Origin of the sequence: Paenibacillus sp. cl6col, assembly GCF_900102125.1 — a bacterium.
GTDB classification, from domain to species: domain Bacteria; phylum Bacillota; class Bacilli; order Paenibacillales; family Paenibacillaceae; genus Paenibacillus_B; species Paenibacillus_B suaedae.
This window is the reverse complement of sequence record NZ_FNAZ01000001.1, coordinates 797,494-812,097: the sequence shown is the minus strand read 5'-3', so window position 1 is coordinate 812,097 and position 14,604 is coordinate 797,494. Positions and strand designations below refer to the sequence as shown.

Sequence of the window (14,604 nt, the reverse complement as noted above, 5' to 3'; positions counted from 1 at the left end):
TGGCATGATTATGGATTGCTATAATTACTCAACTATGGATATTAATCAACACTCCATTGATTGGTATACTAGCACGACAATTGTTGATTGTGCAACACAACTGAATTCTCTTCTTATGGCGGAAATATCAGATTTCAATAGTGAAATAGACAGGTAGAGAGGAAGATGATCATGAATTATTTGGAGCAGCAAGATAAAGCGGTGGCTAATGCAATTCGGCAAGAGCTTACACGGCAGCGGGATAAAATAGAACTGATTGCATCGGAGAATTTTGTAAGCCGAGCTGTCATGGAAGCGACGGGCACAGTACTGACCAACAAATATGCTGAAGGGTATCCGGGAAGAAGATATTATGGCGGATGTGAGCATGTCGATAGGATCGAGGAACTTGCCATTCACCGAGTTAAAGAGCTTTTCGGTGCCGAGCATGCCAATGTGCAGCCTCACTCCGGTGCACAGGCGAATATGGCGGTATATTTTGCATCAGTAAAGCCTGGTGACACGATATTGGGCATGAGTTTATCCCATGGCGGCCATCTTACACACGGGAGTCCGGTGAATTTTTCTGGAAGATTCTATAATTTTGTTTCTTATGGTGTCGATGAACAAACAGGGCGCATTGACTATGACCAGGTGCGAAAACTCGCCCATAAGCACCTTCCACGCATCATCGTGGCTGGTGCCAGCGCCTATCCACGAACGATCGAATTTGAGTTGTTCGCCCAAATCGCGGCCGAAGTTGGGGCTCTTTTCTTTGTAGATATGGCACATATTGCAGGAATCGTTGCAGCAGGATTGCACCCAAACCCGCTGCCACACGCACACTTTGTTACGACGACCACGCATAAAACGTTAAGAGGGCCAAGAGGCGGTGTCATCATGTGCCGTAAACCATGGGCGCAAGCCATTGATAAAGCGATATTCCCTGGATCGCAAGGCGGCCCACTTATGCATGTTATCGCGGCAAAAGCGGTTGCGCTAGGCGAGGCATTGCAACCGGACTTCAAAACGTATATAGCAAAAACGCTTGAAAATGCTAACGTATTGGCGGAAGCGCTAATGAATGAAGGGTTAACCGTTGTATCGGGGGGGACAGACAATCATATTGTTTTGGTTGATTTGCGCGCAATTGGACTTACGGGCAAAGAAGCAGAATCCATACTCGATGAGGTGGGGATTACGGCGAATAAAAACGCAGTTCCTCATGATACGGCCAGCCCGTTAGTAACGAGTGGCATTCGCTTCGGAACTCCTGCAATGACTTCACGAGGATTAGGACCCGAGGAGATGAAAGAAATTGCCCAGCTTATTGGACTGGCCTTTAAAAATCCCAAGAGTTCGACGATTAAAAATCAAATACTAGAAATTGTACGTGAAATGACGTCTCAGTTTCCTTTATATGAAGGACTTCATTCGTTAGATAGCATGTAAATTTGCTTCATTGCAGGAAGGCCGGTAAGCGGAAACCTCACGTCCGGTCTGATGCGAAGGGCTGGGAAGCCAGCCCTTTACTCTACTCCATTACAGCGACGATTCGTTTTTATGTTTATGGCGGAAGGTCTTATTCTTCGCTCGATTTCCGCATGCCTTCATCGAACACCATCTCCCCGTTCCGGGTCTGGATCGATCCACAAATACCCACTGGCAATCCTCTGCTGTACATACACGTATGCGATGCCACATCTTCGTTCGTCTCAGTTCGTACACAATAATGAGTAGTTGAGCTAATCCTTTAGCTGCATTTACTTGCAGAGGCACAAGCTGCTCTCCATTCTCCTGGAACACGAGCCCGAACTGGAAATTCTTCGTAAGCTGCTCCAGCTTAACCTGTTCTACATTTCCATCGTGCTCGTTGTTCACTATTGTTTTGCGAAGTTCATTGCGAAGCTCGCGCGCCAATTGCAATTCTTCCTCTGAAGCAGCATTATCTGATTCTGTGATAAGCTGGTGCTGCAAGAGCCACTCGACTAAACGGCTAGGCTCTGTTAAATGCTCGATCCCGGGATCTCCCTCGTACCGCGTTCGTCTATCCTGTGTATTGAAGAAATCAGCAATTATTTCAAGCTGATCATATCCATTCGTCATCTGCTCAACCACTCCTATTGACACATCGTTAACTAACTATTAAGATTTATTTACTAGTTGACTAACTATTTAAACCGTTTTACTGGTTACGTTCGTGAGTTATGTCTTATACGTGCTTCTTGATTTCTGATTTCATTATCAGTGTATCACTAGGTTGTTCTAAATTATAGATTTGATGAACTCGCGGCCTAGCTTCCTCAAGTCTTTTCTATCTATTCTCGTATTTATTCTGCCAAGGAGCGAAGATAACGATGAACATGAATCCTTTCACTGTGAGTATTTCAGACGAAGAGATTGAACAATTGAAGCAAAGACTGCGAATGGCGAGATGGCCGGATGAAATCCCAGGAGCAGAATGGGATTACGGGATTCCAATATCGTATATGAAGGATATTGTTCATTATTGGCTGCATGATTTCGATTGGCGCATGGTGGAACGGCGTATCAATTCCTTCTCTAATTACAAAGCGACGATTGACGGGACAGACATTCACTTTGTGTACGAAAAAGGGAAGGGAAGTCGCTCATTACCAATTCTAATTCCCCACGGCTGGCCAAGTACATTTTATGAGATGCTGGATCTGATTCCGTTTTTGACACAGCCGGATAACGATGGAGGCAATGATTCCATCTCCTTCGATGTCATAATTCCTTCGATTCCGGGGCATGGGTTCTCGAGTATACCATTGGGGCCGGGTTATGAGGATAGACAGGTCGCGAATGTGTTGGTCAAGTTGATGGAGGGGCTGGGCTATGAGCAGTTCGGGGCACATGGCTATGATTTGGGGGCGAGCGTACTTGGCTTGCTATGCTTGGATCATCCGGAGAAGGTCATTGGGTATCATACGACATCACCGGGGAATCCGAGTCCTTTTATAGGGAAGGGCATGGAGATGTCCGAGGCTGAGCGGGCCTTTCTTACATGTGGCGATCAGTGGTATCGCGAAGAGGGCGGGTATGCGCATCTATTGGGGACGAAGCCTCAGACTGCGGCGTATGGACTGCATGATTCTCCTGTAGGTCTGGCAGCCTTTATTTTGGAAAAATGGTATTACTGGACGGTAACCGAAAAGGGTGAGCGGTTAGAGCAGTTCAACAAGGACGATTTGCTGGCAAATGTCTCAATCTACTGGTTTACCCAGACGATTAACGCGGCGAACCGCTATTATTATGAAGGCAGGCATATCAAGTGGCCGAGTGAAGGTGAGACATGCCCTGTACCGCATGGCGTTTCGTTAACGAAGACGCAGCCTCATGAGCGTCCGCCGCGAGAATATGTGGAGCGCTTGTTCCCGAACATCCTGCAATGGAATGAGCTGAATACAGGTGGGCATTTTGTTGCGCTGGAGCAGCCGGGGCTGGTTGCAGAATCGATACGTTCATTTTTTAATATTAGATCATAGTAATAGCCCCAGTGAAGGGGGAAGTAACTCCTCTGAATTCATTGGGTTTGTAACCCCATACTATAAAAGGAGGAAGGTGCACGAATTGAAAAGAAGGCTGATCCTACTTGTAGCAACAATATGTGTTTTTCTCGTTGCTTTTCTGATATGGCAGAGTTATTCAGAATCAAATGATTTCTCATCAATGGAGGGGGAGATCATGATCATGCAGCAAATGAATCCGACTGAAACACCTATGTACAAGTTTAATCTGCAGACAGATGCTCTTTTACCGTTTCATAATAATTTTTTCGAACCGCATTATAGTGTTAATAATGGGAATAAGCTTCTTGCTGTCATTCAAAACGGGGATGAGCAAGATATTTATGAAATTGAAGATGATAATGCTAGTTACTCGAAAAGAGAGAAAATAATAGCGGGAAAGAACATTCAATTTCCAAAGTCAATTCCTGGCCGTCATGCCATTAGCTTTATAGAAGAAGGCGAGTTGAAGGTATATGATAGAGACACGGGGCATTAACTTCCATAGCCTCGCTTGATAGTGGATATCTATACTATGATTGGCTTGATTCCAATCGGGTTCTTTTTACCGCACAAGATGAACAAAAGTCTCCGCACATTATGTCGTTCAATCTTACGAATCATCAACTAGATGAGTATAAATCGAATGCTTCTAATCCCTCACTTTCCTACAATAAAAAATATATTGCATACCAGCAGAGTAACGAAACGAACGTTGTCCATATTGATTCCATAACAGGTAATGATCATTCTACGATACAGGTTGATACGCAAGGTGTGCTGCCATATAAACCATCTCCTGATGGAAAATACCTATTAACCAATATGTATACGAATAGCATTTCTAATGTAGTTATTATTCATATCCCTACTGCTAAAATAAAAACTCTTTTACGTTCAACCTGGGCAGAGTATCTGGATTGGAAGTTGTAGGACTCGATGGTGGCTGTACTCAGGAGAAGAGCATATTGTACGACCGCGAAACCTCTTTTCGGTATCTATTTCAATTAGACCGGGAAGAGTTTTTTTGTATTTGTATCATACATAATATAAATATTGCTGAGAAATATTGTTTGAAGTTCAAATTTTATACTATAATTTGAATTAGGACTTGTGTCGCAATCGAAATGGTTCTGTAGGAGGGATCGTAGAAGCTTCTCAATTACATGGGGAAATAAAAAAAATCGAAAGGATGATTTTTGTAGTGTTGAGCAGCGGTAAATTTGTAAATAGATTCATGCTGATAATTTACATGCTAACCCTTCTTGTGTTAGGCCTATTTTTTATACCCAAGTTCAACCCAATTTCAATCAGTTCTGAGAATAAAGAATTGCGGGATGGAAAAAACATAGCCATTGTGATCAATAGTTTGAGTTTTCCGTTTCCGGCAGGCTTGGATGAAAATCAAAATCCTTATTTGGATTACATTAAAAAACATGTCGGATTGAATGTCCGTGTCGAACTGCCGCCCGTACCCAGTTATGAAAAAACGATCGACACCATCATTTCGATGGAACAGAATCATCCCGATATGATCAGCATCAATTCCCCGATCCAATTTGCCAAATTCGTGACGCAAAATAAACTCCAACCTCTCGATCACTGGATCAATGAATACGGAGCAGATTTAAAGCGTCTCATACCGGAAGAATTATGGGACCGCGTTCGGTATGATGGCTCGATTTACGCAATTCCGAGTGGTCAGCAGGTGAAGGGGAGAGAAATCATCTATATCCGCAAAGACTGGCTGGATAAACTGAACCTGCCGATACCCGTAACGCTGGAAGATTATAAGGCAGTAATAAAAGCATTTTCGGAAGGCGATCCTGACGGAAACGGAAAGAGAGATACATACGGCTTTACGATGATGAAGGATTTGTATCATTCTTCACCGCTTTTTGGGGCGTTCGGAGTTCAATTGAACCAATGGACGGAACGAGGGGGGAAGCTCGTCTATGGCAACGTTTTGCCGGAAATGAAGGAAGCGCTCTCATTCTTTGCTGAGCTTTATCAACAGGGATGGATTGATCCGGATTTCCCTATTTACCGTAGAGAGGTCATGAACGAAAAAATAATAGAAGGGAAGGTTGGAATGTTTTCCGGAGCTTGGTATGATACACGCGGAGTTATTGCTCAAAGCTTGATGAAAGATTCGAAAGCGAATTGGATAACCATTGACTATCCGATTGGCAAGAAAGGGAAGCAGGGAGTAGGCGCATTGAATCCAGTATTCGGGTATCAAGTGGTTCCAAAAGGGAGCAGTCATGCTCGCGAAGTCATTCAATTTTTAAATTTCATTGCAGGTAAAGGCAGAACCTCACTAGTTCTGGGATTTCAAAATCAAGTGTGGGATTGGAAAGACGGAAAAATTGTCAGCAATTTTAATGAACATGATAAGCACCTGTATAGAGGCATATATTCTGCACTGGTGAATGTGGACACACGGTGGCTGTTGCGTGCACGCAATGATTCCTACGGCAAAAAATTTCGTCTCAACGAGAACATTGAAAAATTGGAAAAGCATGTCGTACAAGATGCATATGGAGGCCCACCTCCTCTTACCATTGTAGGAAAATGGAATGAACTTTATTCATTGCAGGAAGTCTTCGTAAAAATCATTCTCGGCCTAGAATCCATGAATTCATTCGACGACTACGTAAAACGATGGTATGAGAGCGGAGGCACAGAAGTTACGCAGGAAGTAAACGATTGGCATGAATCGCATAAAAAAAATAGGATGTAGCCATGAAACTATTCCAACGTGCGCATCATAAGTTTCTGCAAACCTCGCAATTACGGCTCAGCATCTATTTCTTCATTGTGCTTCTGCCGCTAGTTATCATTAGCTTGTACGTCAATAACAGAGCGAACCAAATTATTATTCAAAAGACGACAGAACAGACTCAAGATAAGGTGGAGTCTGTTATGAATAACCTGGAATTGTCGTTGCATCATTTTGAGACGTTAACCAATCTAATTGCGGCGAACCACAACATTAATGAGAAACTTAGGGTGCATGGGTCGGGGATGTCACCTCGTACAATTGTACAGTACTCAGAGCTGCTGCAAGAGCTATGGAACATTTCGGCGGTGAGCCTGGTGGCTTCCCAGATCACGATTTATCAGATGGAAACCCATACGATGATATCTACGAAATATGGAGGAAAGAGAATCGAATCTGCAACCGAGCGAGAAAGTTTCGCCTATTTAAATCGACTTGCGGATCAAGCGAGTACTTTCCTTATGCCCCAGCCCAAAGAGGGGGTAGAACCTGTAATCACAGATTTAGTGGAGGTAAACTCAATATCTCTTGTCAGAAGGATGAATGCCTTCCCTGATGAGGACAAAGCAAGTTTACTAATTGTGACTTTACATAAAAATGCTCTTCAGACACTTATAAGCCCGCTGTTGAAATCTGAGTTGACTAGCTTGAAAATAACGAACAGAGAAGGAGACCCCATTTTGACCGTTCCTAATACCGATTCAGGAGGACAGCAAGATGGGGATATACTCGAAGTGAGCATGGAGTCATCTAGCTATCCAATCCGGCTGGAAGTATTTCGGCCGATCGAAGAGATTTATCAAGAAACGAAAACAATGAGACAATTTACCTATTTAATCATAGCGTGCAGTTTTGTGCTTTCCATGCTTATATCTTGGGGTGTTTACAACCGCATAGCTTCCCCTTTAGGCAGATTAAAGCATGCGATGAAGGGGTTAATCGGAGGAGATTATGATATCCGGTTACACACAAGAAGGAAGGATGAATTTGGTTATTTGATGGACTCGTATAATCAAATGGCCGAGCATCAAAAGCATCTGATTCAGGATCATTATGAGCAGCAACTTCGCATTGCCCGCACGGAGCTCACGTTTTTGCAATCTCAAATTAATCCCCATTTCTTATATAATACGCTGAACTCTATATACTGGACGGCTCAAAACTACGAGGCAGAGGAAATAAGCGAGATGGTGCTGAACCTGTCACACTTTTTCCGATTAAGCCTTCATAAAGGGCAAGATACATTCACGGTAGAGGAAACGATTACCCATCTAAACTACTACTTACGCATCCAGCAAATTCGCTTTTTACATGGCTTTCATGTCGTGTATGAGATACACCAAGAAACGAAAACGATCCCTATATTAAAGCTGCTATTGCAGCCCTTGGTTGAAAATGCAGTTATTCATGGACTGGAGCAGATGAAGGGCGATGGGTTGTTGATCATTTCGAGCTTCTTGAAGCAGGGGAAATTGATGATAACGGTGCAAGATAACGGAAGCGGAATAAGTGAGCAGCGCCTGCAATCCATTCATCAAGTGATTCAGGAAATCGACGGCAAGTCGGCTCCTTTATCTTTTTTGGAATCACCAGAAACGGAGCTATATGGCTTGCGCAACGTTTGTTCCAGAATGAGGATGTTCTACGGCCCTGAAGCGTGCATCCGATTCGAAAGCCAGTTAGGAGTAGGTACAACAGTAACTCTTGAGCTGCCTTTATCAAGTACGACAGATGAATAATGAAATAAGGAGAGGATCGCTTGAATCTTCTTATTGTAGAAGATGAAATTAGATTTTTGCAAAATCTGCTTCACATGCCCTGGGAAGAACACGATATCGAAGTAGTAGGGTCGGCGAATAACGGTGCTGAAGCTCTCGCTCAGATACAAATGAAGCAGCCCGATATTATTTTAATGGATATTCAAATGCCCGAAATGGACGGTCTTTCCTTGGCGAGTCAAGTGGCTCGGGCTTATTCGAACACGAAAATCATCATTTTAAGCGGTCATGACAATTTTTCCTATGCGCAGACGGCGGTGGAGCTTGGCGTATACAAGTATTTGCTCAAGCCTGCTGCTGAAATGGACATTCTCCAGGCTGTAACGGACGCAGCCCGATGCATTCAAGCAGAGTTGATGGAGCGAACGCGTCAACTAATGATGCAGGAGCAATGGACGCAGTACCTCCCCGTCCTGCATCAGCATACGATTCGCAATCTAGCATATGGACGATATCAGATAGAAGAGCTGGAAGCTTCCTGTGTTTCATTAGGGCTTCATATAGACATGGAATCTCGTTATGCGGTAATCGTTCTGGACGTGGACGAATATGTCTGTTCCAGCAATGAAGATGGCATGACCTTGGATAATCTCGTGCATGTTATTCGAGATATACTGCCGACTCCTGATTTTTATGTATGCACGGAAGAGGATAAAACCATTATTGTGATAGGGAATACGGGAGCGCTGGAACATACTCCGCAGCAGATGCTCGGGATTCACGTGGCGATGGAGAAGCTCATTCGCAACATCAAGCAATGTCTTGGCATTGACGTAAGCGCGGGAATTAGTGGAGGAACCGGAAAGATAGACGAACTGCTGCCATTATATATTCAAGCCAAAAAGGCGCTGCAAAATCGGGTCGTTTATGGAACAGGAATCGCAATTCCATATGATGAGCCGCTCCAAGCTGAGTTCAATAATCGTCCGGATTACGAGCACGAGGACAAGCAGCTAGAGATGGCATTGGAGACGATGGATCAAGAACTTGCCATGCGAATGATTTCGAACATGTGCGAGGCGGCGAAGAACAACTCTGCTTCGTATGAAATTATGATGGAGCAGTTAATGTACATCGTTGGCGTGTTGACGCTCTTTATCCGCAAACGCGGATGGTCTGTACAGGATGTGACAGGAGCGGATTTCGATTTTCTCTCGAATGTACAATCACTTACGACGCCAGAGCATATGTACGATGTATTGCATCGTGCTGTAAGAAGCATAATCACATATGCAGAGAGCCATGACAGGAAGGTTACCCATACCACTGTTCAAGCGATTATTGAGCTGCTTGAGGCGGAACAGGATCAGGAATTTACCTTGCATACGATCGCTGATCGTTTTTATGTGAACGCCTCCTATTTAAGTCGCTTATTCAAGCAAGAAATAGGAATGTCATTTACCTCATATGTTCTGGAACGCAAGATGGAACGGGCGAGGACGGCGTTGATGAATGGGGCGAGAGTGTATGATGCTGCCGCCATGATCGGATATCGAGACGTCAGCTATTTTACTAAAATATTCCGTAAATACTGGGGCGTAACGCCAAGCAGTGTAAAGAAATAAATATTACTCTAGGGAATAGGCTGAATGTCATTTTTCAACCGAATATTGTCATCATTGTCTAGTTCCAGAGTCTCGCAACTCCTTGTATGCTTCTGTAGAAACAATTAAATGGTTCATAAAGGGAATTAAGTGAATTGTTGTAAAACTACTAAACTAAGGATAAGGAGTCGATGTTATGAACATGAAGCCAAAGAAGAAAAGAAAGGCTTGGTTTGCAGGGGTGCTGACGATTACGTTTACCTTGAGTTTGTTCGTTAATTTGTTCTCGACACCAGTGATTAGAGCGGCAAAAGACGTTGAAGAAAATGAAATGGATAGCATTGCGATGGATCGAAGTGACCTGTCAGCAAGAAATATGGTGTTTTTATACAGCGGTCATTTTGGGGACGGTCAACGGTACATTCCATATGAATCGGCAGAGCTTGAACGTTTGGATACGGTGAGGCAATTTGTTATTGCGATAGATAATAAGACAAACAAAATTGACAATTATAAAGAGAGAAATATGATTGATGATGTAAATGAAACGGTGCAGACAATCGTGGACACGAACAGCGAATATAAAGTTCTTGTTTCTCTGCCAGCACACGATGTATCGAGCAAGTTAAATGTTGATCAGTTATTCGATGAATATGTAAGCTATATAAAGGAGTTAAAACGAAAGCTTGGTCCAAATTGGGACTCGGTAACTGGATTTTATTATCCAAACGAAGCCATATACTTCTATGGGACTCAAAATTACAGCTACTCGCAACTTAAAAATCAATCGCAAGTTCAGTTGTTGGAAAAACTTTCGGAGTATATAAAGAACAGTGACGACGTAGACGGAGCTACTTCTTTTGCATGGGCTCCCTATTATGGTTTTGGCCCTAATAGGGAAAAGATAGTGGAAACAATTGCATACATCGTGGACGAGACAATGATCTTTGATGATGTGTATATTCAACCCCACTATTATTTTGACAAAGACAGCGCAATAAATTTGCAGCCAATTTACGATAGCGTGAAAGAAGGAAGAATATATGGGGATGGTGGTCGGTTGGTTGCAAAGAATCATTTAGATAAAACGAAAATCGGAATTCAAATGGAGATTGATTCAGGGTATTTTACCGATACAGGGAAAAGAGAAAGGTATGACCAGACAGTTGATAAGTTCAAGGAACTTCTAGGCGAAAAAGGGCGATTCAGCTTTTACATGGGATCTAAAGGCTTAATAAATCGATTTAATATTCCATACTTCAAAGAAATACTAGATAAAGTAAACGAATTCTATACAAAATGAGTTTATGCAAGCCGATTCCTCTATTGTGAAGGAATCGGCTTGTTTTATTTTTGGGCGGAGGATTGCTGGGATTATCTGCATCTTGTTAACAGTTGGCAAAGCCATGAATGTCTCATCGTGATCCATTTCAATAATGACGGGGGAAAAGGGTTGCAAAAAGGAATGAATTGCTTACAATAGTAAGGTTGGAAAGGGAGTGTATGATGAGTTTTTTTAGTTTGATTCTATTTGGGCTTTTTGTTTTTTTATTTATCAGGGAAAAAAGACGGATCAGTCTTTCATTCCTGTTCATGGCGGCTGTAGCAAATTTATTCTTGGACGTGGTGGCCTTTTCTAACCAGATTCCGTGGGTGAACTTAATTATAGCCGCGGTTATCCTTGCCTCTATTCCTTTGAGCGTACTGTTTGTGAGTATATATTTGCTGCTTAACGGACGAATTATGCTGAAGAAGGAAAGCAAGAAGCTTGCGAATATGTTGTCATTATTATTGAGTCTCCTGATCTTTGCGATGATCGGCATGTTTTTCTACATTTTCTTTATTTCGTATAATGATAAATTTGCTGTTTTTTATCTCGGGACGCTGCTCATCTTCATGTACTTTTCCTTTGTATTCGTCAGCTTTCTGGCGTATGCGATCTTCTATCATTACTGGAAAATATGGTACAAGCCCGATTTCATTATCGCGCTTGGCTCTGGTCTAATCGGAGGGAAACGAGTCCCGCCGCTTCTAGCGTCACGTTTGGATAAAAGCATTGAACAATATATGAAGTATCATCAAGTGCCTAAAATTATCGTGTCGGGCGGCCAAGGGCCGGACGAATTGCTTAGTGAAGCAGAGGCAATGAAGAAATATATCGTGGCGAAGGGAGTTCCAGAGCAGGACGTGCTTATGGAGGACAAATCTCGCAACACGATGCAAAATATGCTGTTCTCGAAGGCCATTATGGACGAGATGAAACCCGATCATAAAAGCATCTTCGTCACGAACAACTATCATGTATTTCGGGCAAGCATTTATGCGCGGCTCGCGGGATTGAAGAAGTGTGAGGGTGTTGGCGCGAAGACAGCAAGATATTACATGCCAAGTGCGTTCATCCGCGAGTATATCGGTATCATTATGATGTACAAATGGTGGCATCTTGCAGTGGTATCAATGATCGTATGTTTTACCGTCTTGCTGTTGAGAACGGCATTATGATGGAGAAAAGATCGAGCAAGGGGAGCTGATTAACCCCTGACTCGATCTTTTGTTTTATTTCAGTATGACTTTGAAGCACCCTAAGCCTTCGTGTTTTTGTTTACGGATTATTGCGGCTTCACCATAATCTTTACTTGGTTTTTCTCTTTCAAGAGCGCCTCGAAGCCATGATCAACGACTTCATCCAATTGAATGCGCTTCGTTACCAGCTTCTCTGCTGGGAAGTAGCCTTGCTCCATCAATTTGATAACCGCAGGGAATACATTGCGGTAACCGATGATGCCTTTCATTGTGCGTTCCTTCGTTACAATTGCATTCGGTTTAATAGTAGCTTCTCGCTCGAAAATGCTGACGATCATCACTTCACCGCCGAGCTTGGCTGCATCAATGGCATTGTTCAGTACAGCAGGAACTCCCGTTACTTCATAAGTGACATCCACGCCGCCGCCTGTCCGTTCGCGAAGCTCCTTCACGACATCGACTTGCGAAGGATCAAGTACAATGGCTCCGAGTTCTTCTGCTTTTTGCTTACGCTGCTCGGACAGTTCAATTGCATAGATCTCCGATGCGCCGGCAGCCTTCAATGCTTCGATAACAAGCAGTCCAATTGGGCCTGTACCGAATACGGCTGCACGATCCCCAACTTGAAGCTTGCTTTGACGAACTGCATAGAGAGCTACTGCGGAAGGTTCAACAAGCGCGCCTTGCTCGTAAGAAACGCTATCTGGAATCTTATGCACCATGTGCTCGTCTGCTGCTACATATTCGGAGAAGCCTCCACCGCCGCCAGCGAGACCAAGGAATCCCATCTTGTCGCAGAGGTTATACAAGCCTTGCTTGCAGGCTTCACATTCACCGCATGTGAAGATCGGCTCTACAACAACGCGATCGCCCTTTTGGAATTTGGTTACACCTTCTCCAACCTCGACGATCTGTCCAGAGAATTCATGTCCCATAACGATTGGAGCTTTCTCTCCAGTTAGAGGATGGGGAGTGCTGTCTGAAATGAAGATCGGTCCTGCCGTATATTCATGCAAGTCGCTGCCGCAGATGCCGCAGCATTCGACTTTAATTTTTACTTTGCCTTTACCGGCTGCTGGTTCTGCAATGTTCTCCACGCGCAAATCTTTGACGCCATGCCATCTTAATGCTTTCATGTGCTCATCTCCCCAGAAGTATAGAAATGAAATACTGTATGAAATGGAAACGGGAAAATATTTTCGGAAACGTTTCCGATATTAAATATGTCACACTCTTAGTGTGATGTCAATCACAGTCTTCTACTGCAGGAAGATCAGGTGAATAATGTGAATGCAGATGGTATGATACAGAAATAAGGCTTGGCTGGAATGGTGGAAGCAATTCCACTTGTAACGAGAGGGAGATGTACCAGTGGTTCAGAGAAAAGTCACAATCGAGGATGTTGCACAGCGAGCAGGGGTCGGATTGGCAACCGTATCGCGTGCAATCAATGACGCAGATGGCATTAGTCCGAAGACGAAGGCCAAGGTGATGCAGGCGATTGAAGAGCTGGGCTTCGTGCCGAACTCCTTCGCACGCAGCCTTAAGGTACGGCAGACGAAGCAAATTGCGCTAGCCGTTCCCGATATTCGCAATGCCTTCGTTCCGGAGATTGCCTATTCCGTCGAGCAGGCGGCCAAAAATTACGACTACCGTGTCGTTCAGATCAATACATTAGGGAATGCACGAGCAGAGCTTGAAATACTTAGGGAAGTGAAGAAGCTTCATGTAGACGGTCTGATTGTCCTGCCGCTAGCTTACCCTGCAACGCTGCCTGACTTGATTAATAAATCGAGCATTCCGATCTCCGTTATTAACTATGGGAAGAAGCTCGGTGACGATGTGAAGGCGGATATCGTCAGTCTATCTACGCAAGAGGGCAAACTTGTCATGGAGCATTTCATGAACATAGGCCGGACGCGGATTGCGTACGCAGGTGCGCCGAAGCATATCATTGAGGAGCGTTTCTTTGCCTACGAGGATGCCCTCCCGCAAGTAGACAGCTCTCTGGTCTATCTCGGAGATGATTTCTCGATGCAAACGGGATTGAAGGCAGCCGATTATTTCTCAGGTCTAACGAAAATGCCGGATGCGATCTATGCGGGCAATGACATGATTGCGATGGGACTACTGAACCGATTCAAGGAATTGGGGATCCGCGTGCCCGAAGACATTGCGATTGTTGGCATTGATAATATTTTGTGGGGAACAATTACGACGCCGCGGCTTAGCTCTGTGTCGATCATGGGAGCAGAGGTTGCCAGAGTAGCGACCGAACTGCTGCTTAATCGTATCATCGAACAGAAGCGCGGTGTATATGAACGAGTGCAGTTTGAGCCTCGTCTCATTGTTAGGGATTCTAGTGTGGCGATGACGCGCAGCTCGCAGCAGTTGGACTGATCTATATCTTGATGTACATTCAATTTGAATGTGTTCAATGAGGGAACGTATTTGCCGATCATCACATT

General features: G+C 44.0%; 11 protein-coding genes. 9 read left to right on the top strand and 2 right to left on the bottom strand.

The features are described 5' to 3' along the window. Positions 1 to 171 precede the first annotated feature (171 nt). Positions 172 to 1,431 (top strand): serine hydroxymethyltransferase, encoded by a 1,260-nt coding sequence (gene glyA, locus BLS15_RS03465; protein ID WP_028532169.1) that lies wholly within the window; start codon positions 172 to 174, stop codon positions 1,429 to 1,431. Between the two features lie 90 nt (positions 1,432 to 1,521). Here the strand turns inward: glyA and BLS15_RS03460 are convergent, their stop codons facing one another. Next, positions 1,522 to 2,085, bottom strand: a complete 564-nt coding sequence (locus BLS15_RS03460; protein ID WP_021254138.1) for a CGNR zinc finger domain-containing protein — start codon at positions 2,083 to 2,085, stop codon at positions 1,522 to 1,524. A gap of 251 nt (positions 2,086 to 2,336) precedes the next feature. Between BLS15_RS03460 and BLS15_RS03455 the strand changes: the two genes are divergently transcribed. The 7 genes from BLS15_RS03455 (at position 2,337) to BLS15_RS03425 (ending at position 12,115) form a co-directional block, all read left to right on the top strand. Next, complete coding sequence (locus BLS15_RS03455; protein ID WP_028532168.1) at positions 2,337 to 3,488, top strand: epoxide hydrolase family protein; 1,152 nt, start codon at positions 2,337 to 2,339, stop codon at positions 3,486 to 3,488. A 199-nt stretch (positions 3,489 to 3,687) separates the two neighbouring features. Then, positions 3,688 to 4,008, top strand: coding sequence for a hypothetical protein (locus BLS15_RS03450; protein ID WP_139170632.1), 321 nt, complete (start codon positions 3,688 to 3,690; stop codon positions 4,006 to 4,008). 870 nt (positions 4,009 to 4,878) lie between these two features. Next, positions 4,879 to 6,252, top strand: a complete 1,374-nt coding sequence (locus BLS15_RS03445) for an extracellular solute-binding protein (RefSeq protein WP_231515091.1) — start codon at positions 4,879 to 4,881, stop codon at positions 6,250 to 6,252. Between the two features lie 2 nt (positions 6,253 to 6,254). Further along, positions 6,255 to 8,030, top strand: a complete 1,776-nt coding sequence (locus tag BLS15_RS03440) for a sensor histidine kinase (protein ID WP_028532166.1) — start codon at positions 6,255 to 6,257, stop codon at positions 8,028 to 8,030. Positions 8,031 to 8,050: 20 nt separating this feature from the next. Next, on the top strand, positions 8,051 to 9,634 hold the full coding sequence (locus BLS15_RS03435; RefSeq protein ID WP_021254143.1) for a response regulator transcription factor: 1,584 nt from the start codon (positions 8,051 to 8,053) through the stop codon (positions 9,632 to 9,634). 175 nt (positions 9,635 to 9,809) lie between these two features. Beyond that, a complete protein-coding gene (locus BLS15_RS03430; protein WP_028532165.1) occupies positions 9,810 to 10,916 on the top strand; it encodes a hypothetical protein in 1,107 nt (368 codons plus the stop codon). Between the two features lie 407 nt (positions 10,917 to 11,323). Then, positions 11,324 to 12,115, top strand: a complete 792-nt coding sequence (locus BLS15_RS03425) for a YdcF family protein (protein ID WP_254777272.1) — start codon at positions 11,324 to 11,326, stop codon at positions 12,113 to 12,115. A gap of 107 nt (positions 12,116 to 12,222) precedes the next feature. Here the strand turns inward: BLS15_RS03425 and BLS15_RS03420 are convergent, their stop codons facing one another. Beyond that, positions 12,223 to 13,272, bottom strand: a complete 1,050-nt coding sequence (locus BLS15_RS03420; RefSeq protein ID WP_028532163.1) for a 2,3-butanediol dehydrogenase — start codon at positions 13,270 to 13,272, stop codon at positions 12,223 to 12,225. 235 nt (positions 13,273 to 13,507) lie between these two features. On the opposite strand from BLS15_RS03420, the gene BLS15_RS03415 reads away from it, so the two are divergent. Beyond that, positions 13,508 to 14,536 (top strand): LacI family DNA-binding transcriptional regulator, encoded by a 1,029-nt coding sequence (locus BLS15_RS03415; RefSeq protein ID WP_021254147.1) that lies wholly within the window; start codon positions 13,508 to 13,510, stop codon positions 14,534 to 14,536. Positions 14,537 to 14,604 lie beyond the last annotated feature (68 nt).